The organism is Acinetobacter sp. AOR18_HL (assembly GCF_027855145.1).
Taxonomy (GTDB): Bacteria; Pseudomonadota; Gammaproteobacteria; order Pseudomonadales; family Moraxellaceae; genus Acinetobacter; species Acinetobacter pittii.
Genome location: NZ_JAKTIG010000082.1, coordinates 31148 through 51166, shown reverse-complemented (window position 1 = coordinate 51166; position 20019 = coordinate 31148). Strand labels below are relative to the sequence as shown.

Genomic DNA, 20019 nt, shown 5'->3' with positions numbered 1-20019 from the left:
CACCATAATAAGAACTCAGGATAGAACTAATGAATCGTCGCGAATTTCTTTTAAATTCTACAAAAACAATGTTTGGGACCGCTGCTTTGGCGAGTTTCCCGCTGAGTATTCAAAAAGCGTTAGCAATTGACGCCAAAGTTGAAAGTGGAACTATTCAAGATGTTAAACACATTGTGATTTTGACTCAGGAAAACCGTTCATTTGATAATTATTTTGGAACACTCAAAGGTGTACGTGGTTTCGGTGACCGTTTTACCATTCCTATGACAGAAGGCCGAAAGGTTTGGGAACAATATGATGCTAATAAAAAGAAAGTATTGCCATACCATTTAGATAGCCGCTTAGGAAATGCTCAGCGTGTTTCGGGTACACCTCACTCATGGTCTGATGGACAAGCAGCTTGGGACAACGGTCGTATGAGTGATTGGGTGGCATATAAAAAACCGCAGTCGATGGGCTATTACAAAAAGCAAGAGGTTGAATATCAATTTGCTTTAGCGAATGCTTTTACGATTTGTGATGCTTACCACTGTGCCATGCATGCAGGAACTAACCCGAACCGTAAATTTATCTGGACGGGAACCAATGGACCTACAGGCGCAGGTGTTGCCAGTGTGGTCAACGAATTTGATGGAATTGGACCATCGACAGAAGGTTATGAATGGACGACATATCCTGAGCGTTTACAGCAGGCTGGCGTGACATGGAAAGTTTATCAAAACATGCCAGATAACTTTACCGATAACCCGTTAGCTGGTTTCAAACAGTATCGCCGTGCAAATGAGCAATCTGGTCAACCTGTCAGTAACGACACACTAACGTGTCCAGCATATGATGAAAAGATTGATGCGACTCAACCACTTTACAAAGGTATTGCCAATACCATGCCAGACGGTGGTTTTCTAGGAACTTTTAAAGCTGATATTGCGCAGGGTAAATTACCGCAAGTGAGTTGGTTAGTTGCTCCTGCAACTTACAGTGAACATCCGGGGCCATCTAGTCCTGTACAAGGCGCTTGGTATATTCAGGAAGTATTAAATGCATTAACTGAAAACCCTCAAGTGTGGAGCCAAACCGTTTTATTGGTGAACTTCGATGAAAATGACGGTTTCTTTGACCATGTTCCTTCACCAAGTGCACCTTCTAAAGATATAAACGGTGTTGTATATGGAAAAACCACTTTAACGGACCAACAAGTGTCTTATGAGTACTTTAACCATCCAGCAGTAGCGACTTCAAAATCTCAACCTAAGCCAGATGGTCGAGTGTATGGTCCGGGTGTACGCGTTCCAATGTATGTGATTTCGCCGTGGAGCCGTGGAGGATGGGTAAATTCTCAAGTCTTTGATCATACTTCTATTTTACAATTCTTAGAAAAACGTTTTGGTGTGCAAGAACCTAACATTAGCCCATACCGCCGTGCTGTATGTGGTGATTTAACAACGGCATTTAATTTTAAAACACCGAATCTTTTGCCTGTTGCTGAACTAGATGGGAAGAAAACCAAAGCCGAAGCCGATGCGATTCGTGTCGCTCAAGCTTTATTGCCCCAAGTTCCTGTTCCGAGCCAGCAACAATTTCCTCAGCAGGAAATGGGAATTCGACCATCGCGTGCTTTACCTTATATTTTGCACACCAGTGCCAAAGTCGATGCCACTCAAAAAACGGTTAAACTGATGTTCTCCAATACGGGTAAACAGGCAGCCGTTTTCCATGTCTATAACCGATTAGATCTTACGGCAATTCCACGCCGTTATATGGTTGAGGCGGGCAAACAGCTTGATGACGTGTGGAATACTATCAATGGACAGTATGATTTATGGGTACTTGGACCAAATGGTTTTCACCGTGCGTTTAAAGGTAATTTAAGTCAAGCTAATCAGACTCAAGCATTACCGGAAATTAGAGTATGTGTGGAAGAGTGTGATGCGAATTTATATTTAAAAGTGCGTCATGATGGTAATAAGTCAGTCAAGCTCACTGTCAAGGCAAATGCTTATCTGCCAAACAAGACATGGGCGATAGAAACCAATAGTTCTGAAAAAGAACTGGTTTGGGATATGTCTGAATTTGGTGGTTGGTATGATTTTACGGTGACATTAGCGGAAGATGCGACGTTTAGTCGCCGTTTTGCAGGACGTATAGAAACTCAAGAAGATTCAATTTCTGATCCATATATGGGATATTTAGAGTCTTAAGTTGCTGTAATGCATGAATATTAAGCTGAAGTCTTAGTTAATAATTATTTTAAATTAGTTAGCACGACGGAGTCTTATCGTTTATTCATCCAGTGGAAGTAGCTAATTCGTTACTTTGGTTTCGCCCAAAGTAACCAAATGCATTTGTCATCTACAAAACCTGTTCTCTTTCTGCATATATCTGATTTATTGCAAAAACAATATATTTATAGATTTTGGGCAGGTTGTAGATGACATCTCACACAATCTAATGTTGGGAAATATAAATGAAGAGAGGCAATAACTTGTCGTATAGATGAATAATAAAAATAAAGGCTTACCTTTTGTAACAGAATCTCCTAAGCCTGGTCATATTTATCTTTTACCTTGAAACCCTAATTTTTTAAAGTGATGGGGAAAATTTATGCTACAAGGTTTTATTGTATTATTAGCAGTAGTTACATTTGTTTTAATGGCTGCCGATCCACGGGATAGTGGGGCACAAGCGACTCAGTCAGCATGGCAAAAAACACAAGCGGCAGACATGACCAAGTCGCAAAAAAATACCAATAATGATGCTGATTTTATTTAGGCATTAAAACGCATTGATAAATCAACGGCTTTGACATCTTTAGTCAACACGCCCATAGAAATATAGTCGACACCAGTAGTCGCTACTTCGCGTAAGTTTTCAATAGTGATATTGCCCGAAGCTTCGAGTTTACAGCGACCCGCCACGTGTTTTACAGCATCAATCATTTGTTGTTGGCTAAAGTTGTCGAGCATGACAATGTCCGCACCTGCTTCAAGCGCTTGGTTTAGCTCATCCCAAGTTTCAACTTCGACTTCAACAGGTTTACCCGGCGCAATTTGATGTGCTTTTGCAATCGCTTGGGCAATACCGCCCGCTGCCATAATATGATTTTCTTTAATTAAGAATGCATCAAATAAACCGAGGCGGTGATTTTGTCCGCCACCGACGGTTACGGCATATTTTTGTGCAATACGTAAGCCCGGTAAAGTTTTACGTGTATCGAGAAGTTTGGTATTTAAACCTTCAAGATGCTGAACATATTCAGCAGTTTTTGTTGCAACAGCTGATAATGTTTGAATAAAGTTTAAAGCAGGGCGCTCTACAGTCAGTAAGCTACGTGCAGAACCAGCAAGCTTTAAAAAGGCTTCATTTGCAGCAACACGGTCACCTTCTTGTTTTAACCAAGTCACCTGTACAGTGTTGTCATAAGCTGAGATGAGCGCATTCACCCAAGGCTGTCCAGCTAAAACCATATCTTCACGGCTAATAATAGTTGCGGTAGCCTGTTCATCTTCAGGTGTGAGCATGGCGGTAATGTCACCGTCCCCAATATCTTCTTGTAATGCTTGTTGAATATTGATTTGAATTGACTGTTCAAGCAAAGACTGAGGTATGCTCATACGGTTTCCATTTTGTCGATGACCCTAAAACTTGCGATATATTAGCACCGTCGACTTTAAAAATAAGCTGTTTTATCAGATTAATCGTGATAAACAATCATACTGACTACTCTGAAAAGCAATTAACTGTTTTAAACTAAAACAATTGGCAAGCAATTTATTGGCATCTCAATGAAGCAAATCACACCGTATGAAGTTATAGATGGACAATTAAAAGGGGCGAGACAAGTACCTTCTCCAAATTTTAACCAGCGTCCCGCTGGTACCGAAATACAAATGATTGTGGTTCATAACATAAGCTTGCCGCCTTCTCAGTTTGGGGGAGGCTATATTGAACAGTTTTTCCAGAATAAATTAGATTGGTCCGTTCATCCCTATTTTCAGACTATTGAAGGTATGCAAGTCTCTACACACCTGTTAATTTTACGAACAGGTGAAGTCCTACAGTTTGTTAACTTTAATGATCGTGCATGGCATGCAGGGCGTTCAAGCTACTTAGCCAAAGTTGAATGCAATGATTATTCAATTGGTATTGAGCTTGAAGGAAGTGATGATTTACCTTTTGAAGACGTACAATATGAAGTGCTAACTGACGTTGTTACTGCTATTCGTCAGGCCTATCCTGAAATTAAAAACCATATTGCAGGGCATTCAGACATTGCACCGGGCCGAAAAACCGATCCGGGACCTTATTTTAAATGGCAGCACTTTAGGCAGTTGTTAGCACAGAAAAAAACTTGAGTTCATTCATCATTTCACAACGAAAAGATTTTCTAGTTTCATTACAATAGCGACTTTCGAATATAGCTGTAGGTGAGTACGATGGCATTATGGCGATCGACTTTTATTGTCAGTGCGATGACGATGTTGTCACGGGTATTGGGCTTAGTACGAGATGTCGTATTGCTCAACGTGTTTGGTGCGGGTAAAGATTTCGATACCTTCGTTGTGGCTTTTCGTATTCCCAACTTCTTTCGACGGTTGTTTGCCGAAGGGGCTTTTTCACAGGCTTTTATTCCGGTATTGACCGAATATAAAACAGGTCGTGCGCATGCAGAAGTGCAGATCTTAATTAGTCGAGTATTTGGTTGTTTGCTGACAGTCATGACGTTACTGACTTTTGTGGCTATGGTTTTAGCTCCAGCAATTATCTATATGTATGCGCCGGGCTTCCATAATGACCCTGAAAAGTTTGATTTAGCGGTCAGTATGTTCCGTCTGACCATTCCCTATTTAATGTTTATGTCGCTTACGGCTTTTGCCAGCAGCATCTTAAACAGTTATGGCTCGTTTGCCTCGCCAGCTTTTTCACCTGTTTTACTGAACGTAGCAATGATTGCAGGTGCTTGGTGGCTTACACCGTATATGGCTGAGCCAATCAAAGCTTTAGGTTGGTCAGTTGTTGCGGCTGGTATTTTACAGTTAGCGATACAAATTCCTGAGTTATGGCGTAAAAACTTACTGATTCCACCGAAAGTTGATTTTAAACATGAAGGTGTAGAACGTATTTTAAAATTAATGCTTCCAGCATTATTTGGTGTATCTGTGACTCAGATTAACCTATTGCTAAATACGATTTGGGCATCTTTTATGCAAGATGGTTCAGTATCTTGGCTCTACAGTGCCGAACGTATGACTGAGTTACCTTTAGGATTAATCGGTGTTGCGATTGGTACAGTGATTTTACCCTCACTGTCAGCACGTCATGCTGAACAAGACCAAGCGAAGTTTCGCAGTATGATCGATTGGGCAGCAAAAGTGATTGTGTTGGTTGGTTTGCCAGCAAGTATTGCTTTATTTATGCTTTCTACACCGATTATTCAGGCATTGTTCCAACGTGGTGAGTTTGATTTACGCGATACACAAATGACAGCTCTAGCATTGCAATGTATGAGTGCAGGTGTAATTTCTTTCATGCTGATTAAAGTATTTGCACCTGGTTTCTATGCACAACAAGACACAAAAACACCAGTGCGCGTAGGCTTAATGTCGGTCGCAGCTAATGCAATTTTAAACGTTGTATTTATTGGTTTCTTTAAGCTTATTGATTGGCATGCAGAACATATGGCACTTGCACTAGCATCTTCAGGTTCAGCGTTAGTAAATGCCGGTTTACTCTACTTCTATTTGCATAAGCGTAATATTTTCCGATTTGGTCCGCATTGGAAGAAATTAGGACTTCAATATGGTTTAGCGAACCTTGCCATGATTGCAGCGCTTTGGTTTGGGCTCAATTGGTATAACGGAGAGCTTTCACAGTGGTTACGTGTTGCCGAAGTCGTAGGGCTATGTGTAGTTGGGATAATTGCTTACCTGATCGGTTTAATCCTTACGGGTTTTCGACCGAGAGATTTAAAACACTAAAATAAAAAAGCGATCAATTTAGATCGCTTTTTTTATCTTCGAAAATTATTTTGGCAAAACTTGTAGCAACTCAATATCAAAAATTAAAGTACTATTTGGACCGATACTATCCCCAGCGCCAACTTCACCATAAGCAAGTTTTGCTGGAATGAAGAAACGGGTTTTACCGCCCTCTTTCATAGTTTGTAAGCCTTCGGTCCATCCAGCGATCACTTGATTTAACTGGAAATCAACAGGGTGATTACGTGCAATTGAGCTATCAAATACAGTTCCGTCGAGTAAACGTCCTTCATAGTTTACTTTTACACGAGAGGTGGCTTTAGGTGTTTTACCAGTGCCTTCTTTTAATACCTGATATTGCAGACCTGATTTAGTCGTAATCACACCAGATTTTTTAGCATTTTCTGCCAGAAAAGCTGCACCAGCCTGAGCGTTTTGTTGACCTTGTTTTTGAAATTCGACTAGCTGTTTAGCTTCTAATGTTTTCTTATAATCATTAATTGCTTTCGCCATTTCTTCATCAGTTAGGCGTGCTGTCTTATTTTGAGCACCTTCTTGTAAACCTTGGTAAAAAATATCAAGATTTAAATCTGTTAACGCATCAGTATTATTACGGCCCATTAAATAACCATAACTATAACTAAATTGATCTTTTGCCGGGCTTTTATTTGTTATCGGTGCAGCAGCAAAAACAGATAAGCTCATCGTTGACGCTGCAATAACCAAACTGATTTTTTTCATGTCTTTTTCCAAAAAAACAGGAGAGTATAACGACTCTCCTGGATTGTTATTATTTCACTGAAATGAGTTCTACATCAAAAATCAGTGTACTGTTTGCTGGAATTCCAGGAAGCTCTTGTGGGCCATATGCAAGATTTGATGGTATGAAGAAAGTCGCTTTTCCACCTTCTTTCATGAGTTGAAGACCTTCAGTCCAACCCGGAATGACCTGGTTAAGCGGGAATTCTACTGGTTGACCACGCTTATAAGAACTATCGAAAACCTGTCCATTAATTAAGCGGCCTTCATAATGTACTTTAACAATAGACTGAGCAGTTGGCTGTTTACCAGTACCTTCTTTAGTAATGATATATTGCAAACCTGATGCAGTAGTTTTTACGCCAGCTTTCGTTTTGTTTTCTGCAAGGAACTGAGCATCTGCAGAGTCAGCAGTTGTACCCGCTTGCTCAGGTTTGTCTTGATGCTGCATTTTTTGTTGTAACTCTTTTTCATAAGCAGCAACGGCAGCTTTTAAATCTTCTTGAGTATAAGCACTAGGCTGCTTATTACGCGCATCATGGATCCCTTGAACAAATGCTTTCGTATCCAGTTCAGGAGGAGTTTGCTGAGCAACTTCATACCCAAGAACGTAACTGATTTTTTGAATTGGAGAAGCATTTTTGTCTGCTTTACGTCCGACTTCTGTGGTCGGATGTTGAGTTGCATAATATACAGGTACAAGTGCAGCACCGCCTAAAACTACAGCGACAGCAATGGGTAAGGCTTTACTCATAAAAGGTTCCAAAAATAATCATTTGAGTCTAAAAGGCTGCTTCGATCTTAGCATGCTTCGACTTAAGCATAGAATGTTTAACAAAAAAAACGAGTGGTTTTTTATATATTTTAGTTAGTTTTAATGTGGCAAAACTTAAAAAGCAAATAAAAAAACCGGATCATTTGATCCGGCTTTTTAAGAAAACTCTTAATTAATCTTCTTTTTGTGCTTTATATGCATAAGCATAGTTATAGCCATAACCACCGCCACTAGAGCGTTGAATATCGTTAAGGATAAAGCCATTCACTTTAACACCAGCTTGTTCAAAGCGGTTAACGGTTAATTCAAGCTCTTTCATATGAGATTTGATGTAACGGGCAACAATTAAGTTCACACCTGTGTATTGTGAAATAATAATACCGTCAGTGACTGCAAGTACTGGTGGAGTATCAATAATGATATGGTCATATTGAGTTTGGAACTTCTCTAGTAAGTCTTTGAACTGGGTAGAGCTCAACATTTCTGAAGGGTTGGTTGGACTCTTACCACGGGTAATCACGTCGAGATTCGCAACTTGCGTTTTATGTAAAACTTGTGTCAAGTCAGCTTGGCCACTTAGTAATTCAGAAAGACCAGGTTTCACGTCAACATCGAAGTATTTATGCATATAACCACGACGCATATCAGCATCAATCAGTAATACACGTTTATTCCCTTGTGCGAAAATAGTCGCTAAGTTAGTTGAAATAAATGATTTACCGACTTCTGGAGACGGGCCAGCAATCATAATAATATTATTTTTTGCTGAGGTTAAAGCGAAGTGAATGGCTGTACGAATACTACGCAAACTTTCAATCGCAATATCATCACTACTTTTAACTGCCAAAATAGGAATACTCTTTTTCTTTTTCAAGATATTCATACGAGTTTCTTGAATAGGAGAACGAGGTACAGTCGCATAAACTGGTAAATCTAATTCATTTTCAATTTGAGTTGAATCATTAACTCCGCTACGCATCATATTACGTAATAATGCAATTAATACACCGATAAAACCACCAACAAAAATAGAAAGTATTAGAACAATTAATTTCTTAGGTTTAATAGGTTTAACAGGTTCTACAGCAGTATCAATAATGCGAACATTACCAATCTCACCTGCATTAGCAATTTTAAGCTGTTGATAACTGTTTAGTAACGACGTATAGAGCTCTGTGTTTACTTTTACATCACGATATAGTTGTAAATATAAACGTTGTGTTTCAGGAAGTTGAGTTAAACGATTATTAAGATCAGCAATCTTTTTATTAATCTCTGTAATTTGTGCATCGATTTGACGGATTAATGGATGATCATTGGTATATTTAGCAGAAAGCTCAGCTTGTTTCTGTTGTAGCTCGATTTTAAGCTTTTCTAAATCAATATTTTGCTTAAGTAATAGCTCCGACTCAGCATTTACATCGACTGTTTTATACTTTTCACGAAATTGGTTAAACTTGATCTCAGAATCTTCTAGCTGCTTTCGAAGCTCTGGTAATTGTTTCTCAAGAAAAGCTAAAGTTTGTTTAGATTCTAAAGACTTTCGCTCAATGTTTTGTTGGTGATAAACAGTTAGAACATTATTAAGTACTTGAGTGATGTGTTCTGGATCTTGGCCTAGATAATTTAAACCAATAACACCAGTCACTTTACCTTTTTCAGCAACACTATAGATATCATTAAAATTTTTAACGGCTGTTGGTAGAGCGAGTTTAGTTAAAGTATAGCTTTGTTCTTTCAGGTTACCTTGAGCATTAAGTTGTACCTGCCAAAGACCTCTATTTGTATTTAGTATATTTTTTTTGTTTAATTGACCATTAAATACAACTTGATCTTTGTATGTTAAAGTGAATTGATTTGCACCTTTGAACTCTAACTTTAAGGGTTTATCTAAATAATATTCAGGTACTTTAAGTTCTCGTATAATCAAATTATTATTTTGATTACTGTACAGTACAGATTCATGACGATACTCAAGTCTACTCTTATCTTGTGAAATTAACTTGTCGATCAATCCTGATTGGTTATCTTTGACGTTAATATCAAGATTAAGGTTCTGAATGACTTGTCCTAAAACCATTCTAGAACGAAGAATCTCTATTTCTGGATCAGCTGGTGATTTTTGAGATAGACCTCCACTGACTTTAGAAAGGTCACCAAGCAAAGCAGCAGAGGCAGCGCCTTTACTGTCCTCAACTTGTACCATTGCATCTACAGAATAAGTATCTGGCGTTATCCGTAAGTATAGCGAGGCACAAATTAAACTTAAGACCACGCAGCATGCTATGATTTTCCACTGTGCAATCAATGAAAAGAATAACTCTTTTAAATCGATGCTATCTTCGCTAGTTTTAGAGTTTTGGTTCATAAATTTACAACTAATATACAATTATAATTGAGTGCGCCAATCTTGCACATAGCTTTGAATGTTGCGGCAAGTCTGATCAAAAAAAGCTTGGTCATGCTGATAAGGATCAGGTACATTTTGTCCTTGCCAATGGCCAAGTCTAAAAATTTTACCCTTAGCAAATGGCCAAGTTTGTTCAATATGCTTTTGCTGATTATTGCTCATTACTAAAATCAAATCATTTTGTTTGATCAATTCAGCACTGAGCTGGCGAGCCACGTGTGGTCTCATATCAATATTCAACTGATCCATACAATGAATCGCTTTGTCATCTGCAGTATGACCTACTAGGGCTGAAATACCAGCAGATGAGATATTTAATGTAGGATGTTGGGCCTTTAAAAAGTATTCTGCCATTGGACTGCGGCAAATATTACCTACACAGACTACTAAGATATTTTGTAACTGCATTCTAGTTTTTACCCAATTGATCAAATGTATAGAGTGCACTTGAGAATGGTACAATCTGGTTCATAATACGCTGCCAGCGTGTTAAACCAGTTGCATCAATATAAACAATATCATTTTTTTGCATTTGGAATTGATTAGATAATGCAAGGTTACCAATACTACTCAAATTGAGCTGATAGATTGTTGATCTTTTTGTTTGTAAATCTGTACGCATGACATAAATACGAGCTGCACTTGCCGAGTATGGATTAACACCTTCACTCTCGCCCAATACATCACTTAAAGTCATACCTTGATCTCGTAATGGAATTGCTGAACTTTTATTAGACTCACCCATAACATAGAGTTTTTGATTTTGTTTAGTATTTACATAAATTGTATCATTGGGTTGGACTAATAATTTGTGTAGTGAATAACCTTGTTTCTCAAGTGCAACGACATTTAAATTATAAACTTCGCCATTACGAATGAGTTGAATATCAGTATTATCACCAGACTCTTGATTTACACCTCCAGCCATACTTAAGGCTGTATAAATACTAATTGGTTGATCATCTAAAGTGTATTGTCCACTTTTCATAACCTGACCATTAACAAAATAGCGTTTAGCTTGATATGACAACACGCGAACTACAACATCAGGTGTTTTTAAATACTTAGCAAATTGACTTCGTAAATATTTATTGGTCTCAGCCAGTGTTTTCCCTGCAATGTGAACTTGGCCTACAAGTGGTAACTGTACATTTCCTGCAGAATCAATAGGGTATCCAAATGCTTTAATATCAGTAGAGGCACCTTGAATAGGAGGAGTAATTTCAGGATAAGCCCAAAGCTGAATAGATAAAACATCCCCAGCACTTAAGCGGTATTGATAAAAAGGAGTATTAAATAAGGCGCTTATATTTCCTTGTGGACGCAAAGCCTCAGAACTAATCTTTGGAATATTGTTTTGGGTGAGTTGAACAACAGAAACCTCTGCTCCTTGTTCTGTTTTAAACGTACCTTGTTCAGGTAGGTCGTAAGTTTGTAAGCCTGAGGTGACTGCGCATCCTGTAAACGAAAGTGAAATGGCTAAAAATAATAATGTGCTTTGATGCTTCACATTCAAACCCTTTATTGTTTGTAATCCAATGATACTTTGCATGAAGACATTGGATTGTAGTCTATAATTAACCCAAATCATACTTTATTTGCCAAGCAGTGATTGTATATTTCGAGAAAATTTTGTTTAAAGTCTGCTATATTAACGTAGTAGGTCGTATCCATGATGTTTCTCCATTTAAAATTAAATGGTTAGGTTTTATATATGTTTCAACTTGAGCAACTAAAAATAGCAATTATCGGCTTAGGGTATGTTGGATTACCTTTAGCAGTTGAATTTGGTAAACATAAACCTACAATCGGATTTGATATAAATGAAAATCGGATATTAGAGTTAAAAAACGGATATGACCATACATTAGAAGTGACTTCTGATGAGTTAAAACACGTACAGCATTTGTCGTATACAGCACATATTCAAGACTTACAGAATATAAACTTTTTCATTGTCACTGTGCCAACACCCATTGACGATTTTAAACAACCTGACTTGACCCCTCTCATAAAAGCATCCCAAAGCATTGCTAAAGTTCTAAAAAAAGGCGATATCGTTGTTTATGAGTCAACGGTTTATCCTGGTGCGACAGAAGAGGTTTGTATACCCGAATTAGAAAAACATTCCGGTTTAAATTTTAATAAAGATTTCTTTGTTGGTTATAGTCCAGAACGTATTAATCCTGGTGATAAACAACGACGTGTCACTAATATTTTAAAAATTACCTCAGGTTCGACTCCAGAGGTCACTGACTATGTTGATCAAGTATATAATTTAATTATTGAGGCGGGTACACATAAGGCCCCGAGTATCAAAGTCGCTGAGGCTGCTAAAGTCATTGAAAATACACAAAGAGATGTGAATATCGCTTTAATCAATGAGTTGGCTCTGATTTTTAATAAAATGGGTATCGATACAGAAGATGTACTCAAGGCAGCAGGTACAAAATGGAATTTTTTAAACTTTAGACCTGGTTTAGTTGGTGGTCATTGTATTGGTGTTGATCCGTATTATTTAACGCATAAAGCAGAGTCAATTGGTTTACATCCAGAAATTATTTTGGCAGCTCGTCGCTTAAATGATCGTATGGGTGAATATGTTGCAACCCAATTGATCAAAGAAATGGTAAAGAAACGTATCCAAGTTGTTGGTGCTCGTATATTAATTTTAGGTTTGAGTTTTAAAGAGAACTGCCCAGATATACGAAATACTAAGATTGTAGATATGGTTAAAGCACTAAAAGAATACGATTTAGATCTTGATATCTATGATCCTTGGGTAGATAGTGCTGAGGTTGAAGCAGAGTATGGGTTAGCTCCAATCATGGAATTAAAACAAGGTCGGTATGACGCTATCGTAATTGCGGTTGCACATGACCAGTTTAAAAAAATGTCTACACAGGAACTTGTTTCGTTAGGCAAAGAAAAACATGTTTTATACGATTTAAAATATGTTTTAAATAAAGAACAAAGTGATATTCGACTGTAAAGATTACTAACATAGGAATTTTATGAAAATTTTAGTTACAGGTGGAGCAGGTTTTATTGGTTCTGCTGTTGTTCGTCATATTATCAAAAATACTAATAATGATGTTCTTAATGTTGATAAATTGACATATGCAGGAAATCTAGAATCACTTAAAGAAGTTGACCAAAATTCAAGATATCAATTTTCTCAAACTGATATCTGTGACCGTAAAGCCTTGGATGTTTTATTTAAAGAGTTTCAGCCAGACTTAGTTATGCATTTAGCAGCAGAATCCCACGTAGATCGATCAATTACGGGGTCTGCTGCATTCATTGAAACCAACATTATTGGCACATATCAATTATTAGAAGCTGCACGTCATTATTGGAATAATTTAAGTGACGATAAAAAAACAGCGTTTCGTTTTCATCATATCTCAACCGATGAAGTGTATGGCGATCTTGAAGGGACAGATGATTTATTTCATGAAACGACATCTTATGCGCCAAGTTCTCCATATTCTGCAAGTAAGGCGAGTTCAGATCATCTAGTACGTGCTTGGAATCGTACTTATGGTTTGCCAGTAGTAATTACGAATTGTTCTAATAACTATGGTCCATATCACTTCCCAGAAAAATTAATTCCTTTAGTGATATTGAATGCATTAAAAGGGAAAGCTTTACCAATTTATGGTAAAGGTGACCAAATTCGTGATTGGCTATATGTTGAAGATCATGCGCGTGCACTTTATAAAGTTGTTACTGAAGCTACAGTGGGTGAAACTTATAATATTGGCGGTCATAATGAACAAAAAAATATTGATGTTGTAAAATCAATTTGCCAGTTGCTCGAAGAGCTTGCGCCAAATAAACCTGAAGGCGTGGCCCATTATGCTGATTTAATTACTTATGTTAAAGATCGCCCTGGTCATGACCTGCGCTATGCAATTGATGCAACGAAAATTAAAGAAGATTTAGGTTGGGTGCCAGAAGAAAGTTTTGAAACAGGCCTGCGTAAAACTGTTGAATGGTACTTAAACAACCAAGAATGGGTTGAAAACGTACAAAGCGGTGAATATAAAAACTGGGTACAACAACAATATCAGGCAAAAAAAGCCTAATTTTTGAGTGGTAACCATGAAAATATTATTGCTCGGAAAAAATGGACAAGTCGGTTGGGAGTTACAGCGTGCTCTGCAACCGCTTGGTGAAGTGATTGCACTTGATCGTTCTACAAGTTTAGATGGTTTAAGTGGTGATTTGGCTAATTTTGATCAAATTAAACAGACTATTGAAAAAGTTCAGCCAAATATAATTGTAAATGCAGCTGCATATACCGCGGTTGATAAAGCTGAATCAGATCAAGAAAATGCTGATTTAATTAATCATCTCGCTGTCAAAAATCTAGCTGAACTTTGTCAGATTCATCATATTTTACTCGTTCATTATTCAACGGATTATGTTTTCAATGGTGAAGGAACAAAAGCATGGTCTGAGAGTGACTTAACGGATCCAGTAAATTTGTATGGAAATACGAAGCGTCTGGGTGAAATTGCACTTGAGCAAAGTAGCTGTGCTTTTATCAACTTCAGAACATGTTGGGTCTATGGTTCACATGGTAATAACTTTATAAAAACGATGTTGAAATTAGCGTCAAATCGTGAAGAGCTAAGTATTATTCATGACCAGATTGGTGCGCCGACAGGGGCTGCTCTTATTGCGGATGTGACAGCACAAGCATTAAAGTATTATTCATTACTGGGTGCTCAGCAACAAAAAGATTTATTAGGGCATTATCATTTGGCTGCTGCTGGTGAATGCTCGTGGTTCGACTATGCGCAATTTGTTTTTGAGCTAGCTAAACAAAAAGGACAATCTTTAGCAATTCAAAAAGTAAATGCAATTGAAACGACTGCATACCCTACTCCAGCTAAACGACCTTTAAATTCCCGTTTAAATACAAATAAACTACAAGCAAATTTTAAAATACACCTGCCGAATTGGAAGTTAGGTGTAGCACAAGTTTTAGAGGAAATTATTTAATGAGCCAAGTAAAACGTAAAGGTATTATTCTTGCTGGTGGTTCAGGAACTCGTTTATACCCAATCACAATGGGTACATCAAAACAATTATTGCCAATTTATGATAAGCCAATGATTTATTATCCATTGTCTGTATTGATGTTGGCAGGAATTAACGAGATTTTAATTATTTCTACTCCTGAAGACCTAGCTAATTATGAAAAGCTTTTAGGTACTGGTGAAGAAATTGGTTTAAAGCTTTCTTATAAAATACAGCCATCTCCTGATGGTTTAGCTCAGGCATTTATCTTGGGTGAAGAATTTATAGGTGAAGATAATGTTTGCTTAATTCTAGGTGATAACATTTTCTATGGCCAAAGTTTCGGAACTCAGCTAAAGCGAGCAACTGAAAAAGCGACTGGTGCAACTGTATTTGGTTATTATGTAAATGATCCAGAGCGTTTCGGAGTTGTTGATTTTGATGAAAATGGAAGAGCTTTAAGTATTGAAGAAAAGCCTGAACATCCAAAATCACACTATGCTGTTACAGGTCTTTATTTCTATGACAATAAAGTAGTTGATATTGCGAAAAATATTAAACCTTCACATCGAGGTGAGTTAGAAATTACCGACGTAAATAATGTTTATCTCCAACAAGAAGCGTTGAATGTTGAGTTGTTAGGGCGTGGATTTGCATGGTTAGATACAGGTACGCATGATTCATTGCTTGAAGCGAGTCAGTTTGTTCAAACTGTAGAGCATCGTCAAGGTTTAAAAATTGCTTGTTTAGAAGAAATTGCATTTAACAATAGTTGGATTGATGAAGAGCAACTCCTTAAACGTGCAAACTTCTTTAAGAAAACAGGCTATGGTCAATATTTATTTAAATTACATGCTGAACATCAAAAAAATTAATGTTCTCGTAGTAACTTATAGTTAATTGTAAATATTTTAAAGTATAGAGATAAAAGAATGAATGTAATTGAAACAAAGATTAAGGGTCTTTTAATTTTAGAGCCTAAAGTTTTTGGTGATGACCGTGGCTGGTTTATGGAAAGTTTTAACCAAAAAGCTTTTGAGGAAGCGTTAGACGAACGTGGATTAGATATTCCTCAATTTGTTCAAGACAATCATTCTTTATCTCAAAAAGGTGTTTTAAGAGGATTGCATTATCAGCTTAACCCATATGCGCAAGGTAAGTTAGTTCGAGTTGTACAGGGTAAAGCTTGGGATGTTGCTGTTGATATTCGCAAAAGTTCTCCAACTTTTGGTCAATGGGTTGGTATTGAACTAACTGGGGAAAATCATAAGCAATTTTGGATTCCAGCTGGATTTGCACATGGTTTCGTCGCTTTAGAAGATAATACACAGTTTTTGTATAAAACTACGAATTATTATAATAAAGAAAGCGAAGGAGCGATTGTTTGGAATGATCCATCTATTGCGATTGATTGGCCTTTAAATCATATCGATCAAGTTTTAGTGAGTGATAAAGATAAAATTGCATCGAAGCTAGAAGATGCAAAGTTATTTGATTAATTAATCATTAAATTTATTTATATATTCTAAAAGAGCCTGTAAATTGTTTGCTAAGTTAAATAAATTGATAGCTAACCCTGAAAATAAAAGATTTCTAGGGAACTTTATTTCACTAGCAACATTACAGGGGCTTAACTATATTTTACCATTACTTACTTTACCTTATCTTGTACGTATATTGGGTGCAGAAAAGTTTGGTACATTAGCTTTTGCAACAGCCATAATTAGTTATTTTATAGTATTAACTGATTATGGTTTTAATTTTACAGCAACTAGAGAGGTGGCAGTACATAAAGAAAATAAAGAGAAGTTAAATGAGATTTTTAGTAGTGTAATGATTATTAAATTTTTTCTTTTAGTTATATCATTTGTAATACTTATAGTATTGGTTTCTTTTTTTGATAAGTTTAGTTCAGATCCAGAACTCTATTTTTTAACTTTTGGAACAGTATTAGGTCAGGTCCTATTCCCTATATGGTTTTTTCAGGGGGTAGAAAAAATGAAATATATTACAATAATTAATATAGTAACTAAAACTCTATTCACAATAGCAATTTTTATATTTGTAAAACAAGCTTCTGATTATTATTTAGTACCTTTATTAACCTCTTTAGGCGCAATATTGGCAGGTAGTTACTCTTTATATTTAATCTATAAAAAATTTAATGTTAAATTTAGTGTCCAAAAATTTAATGTGGTGACTTCCCATGTAAAAGGTGGGATGCATTTATTTTTAACCTCTGCACTAAGTAATTTGTTGACTTCTTCAGGTACAATTATCTTATCTTTTGTATCAAGTAATACTATTGTTGGTTATTATTCAGCATCCGAAAAACTTTTCAGAGCTATTGTTGGATTATTTACTCCTGTGACTCAGGCTTTATACCCAATAAGTTGCACTAAAGTTAATCAAGAAAATCTAGCAAAGCCATATATTAAAAAAATATTTACTATAGTGGGTGGAATTGCATTAATACTGAGTGTAACCGTTGCTTTATTATCTAAGCCTATCGTTAATTTAATCTATGGAATAGAGTTTATTAATTATAGCTATGTGTTGGCTGTAATGATGATTTGGTTATTTTTTGGTGTAATTAATAATATTATTGGTATTCAATATCTAACCGCAATGAGGAAAGATAAAGTGTACACATATTCATTTGTAGTTGCTGCCTCAGCTACGGTTATATTGAATATTATTCTAATTCCTCATTTTATGATTGATGGTATATTATTTTCAATGATATTTGGTGAAATCCTTTTAACATTATCTATGTTAGTACTTATTTTTAGGTTGAAATTATGAAAAAAATATTAATTGTGTTTGGAACACGTCCTGAAGCCATTAAAATGGCGCCTTTAGTGAAAGAGTTTCAAAAAAACATTAATAGCTTTGAAACTAAAGTATGTGTAACCGCTCAACATAGACAAATGTTAGATCAAGTGTTAGAAATATTTGATATAAAGCCAGATTATGATTTAAACATCATGAAACCTGGGCAAGATTTATATGATATTACTTCAAATGTACTAATAGGCATGAAATCTGTATTAAATGATTTCGAACCAGATGTTGTTTTGGTACATGGTGATACAACAACTACCTTATCCGCTAGCCTGGCAGCTTTTTATGCAAAGATTAAAGTGGGGCATGTAGAAGCAGGCTTAAGAACAAATGATATTTATTCGCCTTGGCCAGAAGAAGGCAATAGGCAGTTAACAGGTATTTTAGCCAATTATCATTTTGCTCCAACTCAGCAAAGTGAAGAAAACCTCTTAAAAGAAGGAAAAAAACAGCAAGATATCTATGTTACTGGTAATACAGTTATAGATGCTTTAATGTATGTTTTACAGCGAATTGAAAGTCAACCGACACTTAAAGAAAAAATTAAATCTAAAATTTCTGAACAATATCAACTTGATCAAAAAAGAAAAATAATTTTAGTTACTGGACATAGACGTGAGAATTTTGGTCAAGGATTCATCAATATTTGTGAAGGGCTAAAAGAGTTAGCAAAGAATAATCCAGATATTGATATTGTTTATCCAGTACATTTAAATCCAAATGTGCAAAAACCAGTAAACGAGATTCTTTCTGATTTGACGAATGTATATTTGATTGATCCACTTCAGTACGAAGAATTTATTTATATGATGAATGAGTCATATTTTATTATTACTGATAGTGGGGGCATTCAAGAAGAGGCGCCTTCTTTAGGTAAGCCTGTTTTAGTTATGAGAGATACAACAGAACGACCAGAAGCAGTCAAAGCTGGAACGGTAAAACTAGTTGGAACAGATAAAAATATATTAATCAAAGAAGCACAAACATTAATTGATAATAAAGTTGAATATGAGAAAATGGCTCATGCTCATAACCCTTATGGGGATGGAAAAGCATGTTATCGAATTTTAAAAATTTTTAATAAAAGTCTTTAACTGAGCTTAATATATTGGTTTTTAAGGAAAATTATGAAAATTGCATATTGTATTCGAGAAAATTGGAAATCTACATTAGGGGGGGATGTAGTCCAAATGTTGCAAACGAAAGCTGAAATTGAAAAAAACTATAATGTAGAAATCCAAGTTATGGAAACTCATCAAGACCTAAAAAAATTTCAGCCAGATATTGTACATATTTTTAATATGCAAACATTGGAAGAAAGTAGTAAATACTTGAGTGAAGCTAAAGAATTAGGCTGTATAACAGTTCTTTCAACCATTTATTGGGACTTAAGTCATGCACGCTTTATTGTAAATTTCGCTAAATTTGGTATCTTTTGTAATGGAGAAGGTTTTCGAAACTTATATCATTTATATAATCATTCTGAAGCTTTTATTTCTAAAATAATTGGTAAGCCAACTTCAGCTACAAATAAATATAAAAATAAAGTTAAAAATTTTTTAAAAGAATTTGATATTTTCTTACCTAATTCTGAAGAGGAAATGCAAATAATTAATAAGCTTTTTAATGAATCTTATACAAATTATAGTGTTATTCCTAATAGTGTGGATTTTGATAAATTTTTATTTTCAAATAATTCTAATAGAAATGGTTTTATCTCTGCAGCTCGAATTGAGCCTATTAAAAATCAATTAATGTTAGCTAAGATAGCTAAAGAGAATGCATATAATTTAACCTTGGTAGGTGGTTTTACACAAAATAATGTTAATTATGTAAACAAAGTCAGAACTATATGTGAGAACCAAAGTAAAATCGACCTCATTACGCAAAATATAGATCAGAAAACTTTAGGTAATATGTTTCAACAGCATAAAGTACATATTTTAGCTTCTTTCCGTGAGTCACCTGGCCTAAGTTCTTTAGAGGCTATTGGAAGTGGTTTAAATTTAGTTGTTTCTGAAAGTGATTTTTGCCCAACGCATACATATTTTGATGGTTTAATTGATAAACATGTTTTTATATGTGATCCATATAGCGAGAAATCTATTCATCAAGCAATGAAATTAGCACATGAAAGTCAGACTCCTGAAGCTAATTTAATTAAACGTTTTAGTTGGTATAATACGGCGGTACAGACTTACCAAGCTTATTGTAGTGTTCTATAA

The 20019-nt window shown here is 36.0% G+C and carries 18 protein-coding genes; 12 read left to right on the top strand and 6 right to left on the bottom strand.

Annotated features, from left to right (window positions below; all coding sequences use genetic code 11):
• The first annotated feature begins 29 nt into the window (after positions 1-29).
• Together MKL51_RS19970 and MKL51_RS19965 are read left to right on the top strand one after the other, a co-directional pair.
• The gene (locus MKL51_RS19970; protein ID WP_017482362.1) at positions 30-2198 is read left to right on the top strand and encodes a phosphocholine-specific phospholipase C; all 2169 of its coding nucleotides are present in this window, start codon (positions 30-32) and stop codon (positions 2196-2198) included.
• Positions 2199-2601: 403 nt separating this feature from the next.
• Positions 2602-2769, top strand: a complete 168-nt coding sequence (locus tag MKL51_RS19965) for an ABZJ_00068 family colistin stress protein (RefSeq protein ID WP_000938939.1) — start codon at positions 2602-2604, stop codon at positions 2767-2769.
• On the opposite strand, the gene nadC is transcribed toward MKL51_RS19965, so the two are convergent.
• A complete protein-coding gene (gene nadC, locus MKL51_RS19960) occupies positions 2766-3611 on the bottom strand; it encodes a carboxylating nicotinate-nucleotide diphosphorylase (RefSeq protein ID WP_000026927.1) in 846 nt (281 codons plus the stop codon). The genes MKL51_RS19965 and nadC overlap by 4 nt on opposite strands.
• Positions 3612-3782: 171 nt before the next feature.
• On the opposite strand from nadC, the gene ampD reads away from it, so the two are divergent.
• Positions 3783-4352: a 1,6-anhydro-N-acetylmuramyl-L-alanine amidase AmpD gene (gene ampD / locus MKL51_RS19955; protein ID WP_000810005.1), complete on the top strand. Its 570-nt coding sequence runs from the start codon at positions 3783-3785 to the stop codon at positions 4350-4352.
• Between the two features lie 72 nt (positions 4353-4424).
• Positions 4425-5975 carry a murein biosynthesis integral membrane protein MurJ gene (gene murJ, locus MKL51_RS19950; protein WP_171063707.1) on the top strand — a complete coding sequence of 517 codons (1551 nt, stop codon included), beginning with the start codon at positions 4425-4427 and terminating at the stop codon, positions 5973-5975.
• A 45-nt stretch (positions 5976-6020) separates the two neighbouring features.
• Here the strand turns inward: murJ and MKL51_RS19945 are convergent, their stop codons facing one another.
• From MKL51_RS19945 to MKL51_RS19925, 5 genes are all read right to left on the bottom strand, one after another.
• On the bottom strand, positions 6021-6716 hold the full coding sequence (locus MKL51_RS19945; RefSeq protein ID WP_000724220.1) for an FKBP-type peptidyl-prolyl cis-trans isomerase: 696 nt from the start codon (positions 6714-6716) through the stop codon (positions 6021-6023).
• A 49-nt stretch (positions 6717-6765) separates the two neighbouring features.
• A complete protein-coding gene (locus tag MKL51_RS19940; RefSeq protein WP_000030410.1) occupies positions 6766-7488 on the bottom strand; it encodes an FKBP-type peptidyl-prolyl cis-trans isomerase in 723 nt (240 codons plus the stop codon).
• A 193-nt stretch (positions 7489-7681) separates the two neighbouring features.
• Positions 7682-9877, bottom strand: a complete 2196-nt coding sequence (locus MKL51_RS19935; RefSeq protein WP_017482360.1) for a polysaccharide biosynthesis tyrosine autokinase — start codon at positions 9875-9877, stop codon at positions 7682-7684.
• A gap of 21 nt (positions 9878-9898) precedes the next feature.
• A complete protein-coding gene (locus MKL51_RS19930; protein ID WP_017482359.1) occupies positions 9899-10327 on the bottom strand; it encodes a low molecular weight protein-tyrosine-phosphatase in 429 nt (142 codons plus the stop codon).
• A 1-nt stretch (position 10328) separates the two neighbouring features.
• Complete coding sequence (locus MKL51_RS19925) at positions 10329-11471, bottom strand: polysaccharide biosynthesis/export family protein (RefSeq protein WP_001190673.1); 1143 nt, start codon at positions 11469-11471, stop codon at positions 10329-10331.
• A 162-nt stretch (positions 11472-11633) separates the two neighbouring features.
• Here MKL51_RS19925 and tviB point away from each other — a divergent pair, with 162 nt between their 5' ends.
• The 8 genes from tviB to MKL51_RS19885 are packed head-to-tail and all read left to right on the top strand — an operon-like array spanning position 11634 to position 20019.
• Complete coding sequence (tviB, locus tag MKL51_RS19920; protein WP_017482358.1) at positions 11634-12911, top strand: Vi polysaccharide biosynthesis UDP-N-acetylglucosamine C-6 dehydrogenase TviB; 1278 nt, start codon at positions 11634-11636, stop codon at positions 12909-12911.
• A gap of 22 nt (positions 12912-12933) precedes the next feature.
• Complete coding sequence (rfbB, locus tag MKL51_RS19915; RefSeq protein ID WP_017482357.1) at positions 12934-14010, top strand: dTDP-glucose 4,6-dehydratase; 1077 nt, start codon at positions 12934-12936, stop codon at positions 14008-14010.
• A gap of 16 nt (positions 14011-14026) precedes the next feature.
• The gene (rfbD, locus tag MKL51_RS19910; protein WP_017482356.1) at positions 14027-14932 is read left to right on the top strand and encodes a dTDP-4-dehydrorhamnose reductase; all 906 of its coding nucleotides are present in this window, start codon (positions 14027-14029) and stop codon (positions 14930-14932) included.
• Positions 14932-15825, top strand: coding sequence for a glucose-1-phosphate thymidylyltransferase RfbA (gene rfbA / locus MKL51_RS19905; protein ID WP_270904391.1), 894 nt, complete (start codon positions 14932-14934; stop codon positions 15823-15825). The genes rfbD and rfbA overlap by 1 nt, the downstream gene beginning before the upstream one ends.
• A gap of 57 nt (positions 15826-15882) precedes the next feature.
• Positions 15883-16449, top strand: a complete 567-nt coding sequence (gene rfbC / locus MKL51_RS19900; RefSeq protein WP_017482354.1) for a dTDP-4-dehydrorhamnose 3,5-epimerase — start codon at positions 15883-15885, stop codon at positions 16447-16449.
• Positions 16450-16492: 43 nt separating this feature from the next.
• Entirely contained in the window at positions 16493-17755 is a 1263-nt protein-coding gene (locus tag MKL51_RS19895; RefSeq protein ID WP_017482353.1) for a flippase, read from the top strand.
• On the top strand, positions 17752-18888 hold the full coding sequence (gene wecB / locus MKL51_RS19890) for a non-hydrolyzing UDP-N-acetylglucosamine 2-epimerase (protein WP_017482352.1): 1137 nt from the start codon (positions 17752-17754) through the stop codon (positions 18886-18888). Before MKL51_RS19895 ends, wecB begins: the two co-directional genes overlap by 4 nt.
• A gap of 33 nt (positions 18889-18921) precedes the next feature.
• Complete coding sequence (locus MKL51_RS19885; protein ID WP_017482351.1) at positions 18922-20019, top strand: glycosyltransferase; 1098 nt, start codon at positions 18922-18924, stop codon at positions 20017-20019.

Coding starts and splice junctions, on each gene's coding strand:
- MKL51_RS19970 (WP_017482362.1), top strand. CDS start 30: ATGAATCGTCGCGAATTTCTTTTAAATTCTACAAAAACAATGTTTGGG.
- MKL51_RS19965 (WP_000938939.1), top strand. CDS start 2,602: ATGCTACAAGGTTTTATTGTATTATTAGCAGTAGTTACATTTGTTTTA.
- nadC (WP_000026927.1), bottom strand. CDS start 3,611: ATGAGCATACCTCAGTCTTTGCTTGAACAGTCAATTCAAATCAATATT.
- ampD (WP_000810005.1), top strand. CDS start 3,783: ATGAAGCAAATCACACCGTATGAAGTTATAGATGGACAATTAAAAGGG.
- MKL51_RS19945 (WP_000724220.1), bottom strand. CDS start 6,716: ATGAAAAAAATCAGTTTGGTTATTGCAGCGTCAACGATGAGCTTATCT.
- MKL51_RS19940 (WP_000030410.1), bottom strand. CDS start 7,488: ATGAGTAAAGCCTTACCCATTGCTGTCGCTGTAGTTTTAGGCGGTGCT.
- MKL51_RS19935 (WP_017482360.1), bottom strand. CDS start 9,877: ATGAACCAAAACTCTAAAACTAGCGAAGATAGCATCGATTTAAAAGAG.
- MKL51_RS19930 (WP_017482359.1), bottom strand. CDS start 10,327: ATGCAGTTACAAAATATCTTAGTAGTCTGTGTAGGTAATATTTGCCGC.
- MKL51_RS19925 (WP_001190673.1), bottom strand. CDS start 11,471: ATGCAAAGTATCATTGGATTACAAACAATAAAGGGTTTGAATGTGAAG.
- tviB (WP_017482358.1), top strand. CDS start 11,634: ATGTTTCAACTTGAGCAACTAAAAATAGCAATTATCGGCTTAGGGTAT.
- rfbB (WP_017482357.1), top strand. CDS start 12,934: ATGAAAATTTTAGTTACAGGTGGAGCAGGTTTTATTGGTTCTGCTGTT.
- rfbD (WP_017482356.1), top strand. CDS start 14,027: ATGAAAATATTATTGCTCGGAAAAAATGGACAAGTCGGTTGGGAGTTA.
- rfbA (WP_270904391.1), top strand. CDS start 14,932: ATGAGCCAAGTAAAACGTAAAGGTATTATTCTTGCTGGTGGTTCAGGA.
- rfbC (WP_017482354.1), top strand. CDS start 15,883: ATGAATGTAATTGAAACAAAGATTAAGGGTCTTTTAATTTTAGAGCCT.
- wecB (WP_017482352.1), top strand. CDS start 17,752: ATGAAAAAAATATTAATTGTGTTTGGAACACGTCCTGAAGCCATTAAA.
- MKL51_RS19885 (WP_017482351.1), top strand. CDS start 18,922: ATGAAAATTGCATATTGTATTCGAGAAAATTGGAAATCTACATTAGGG.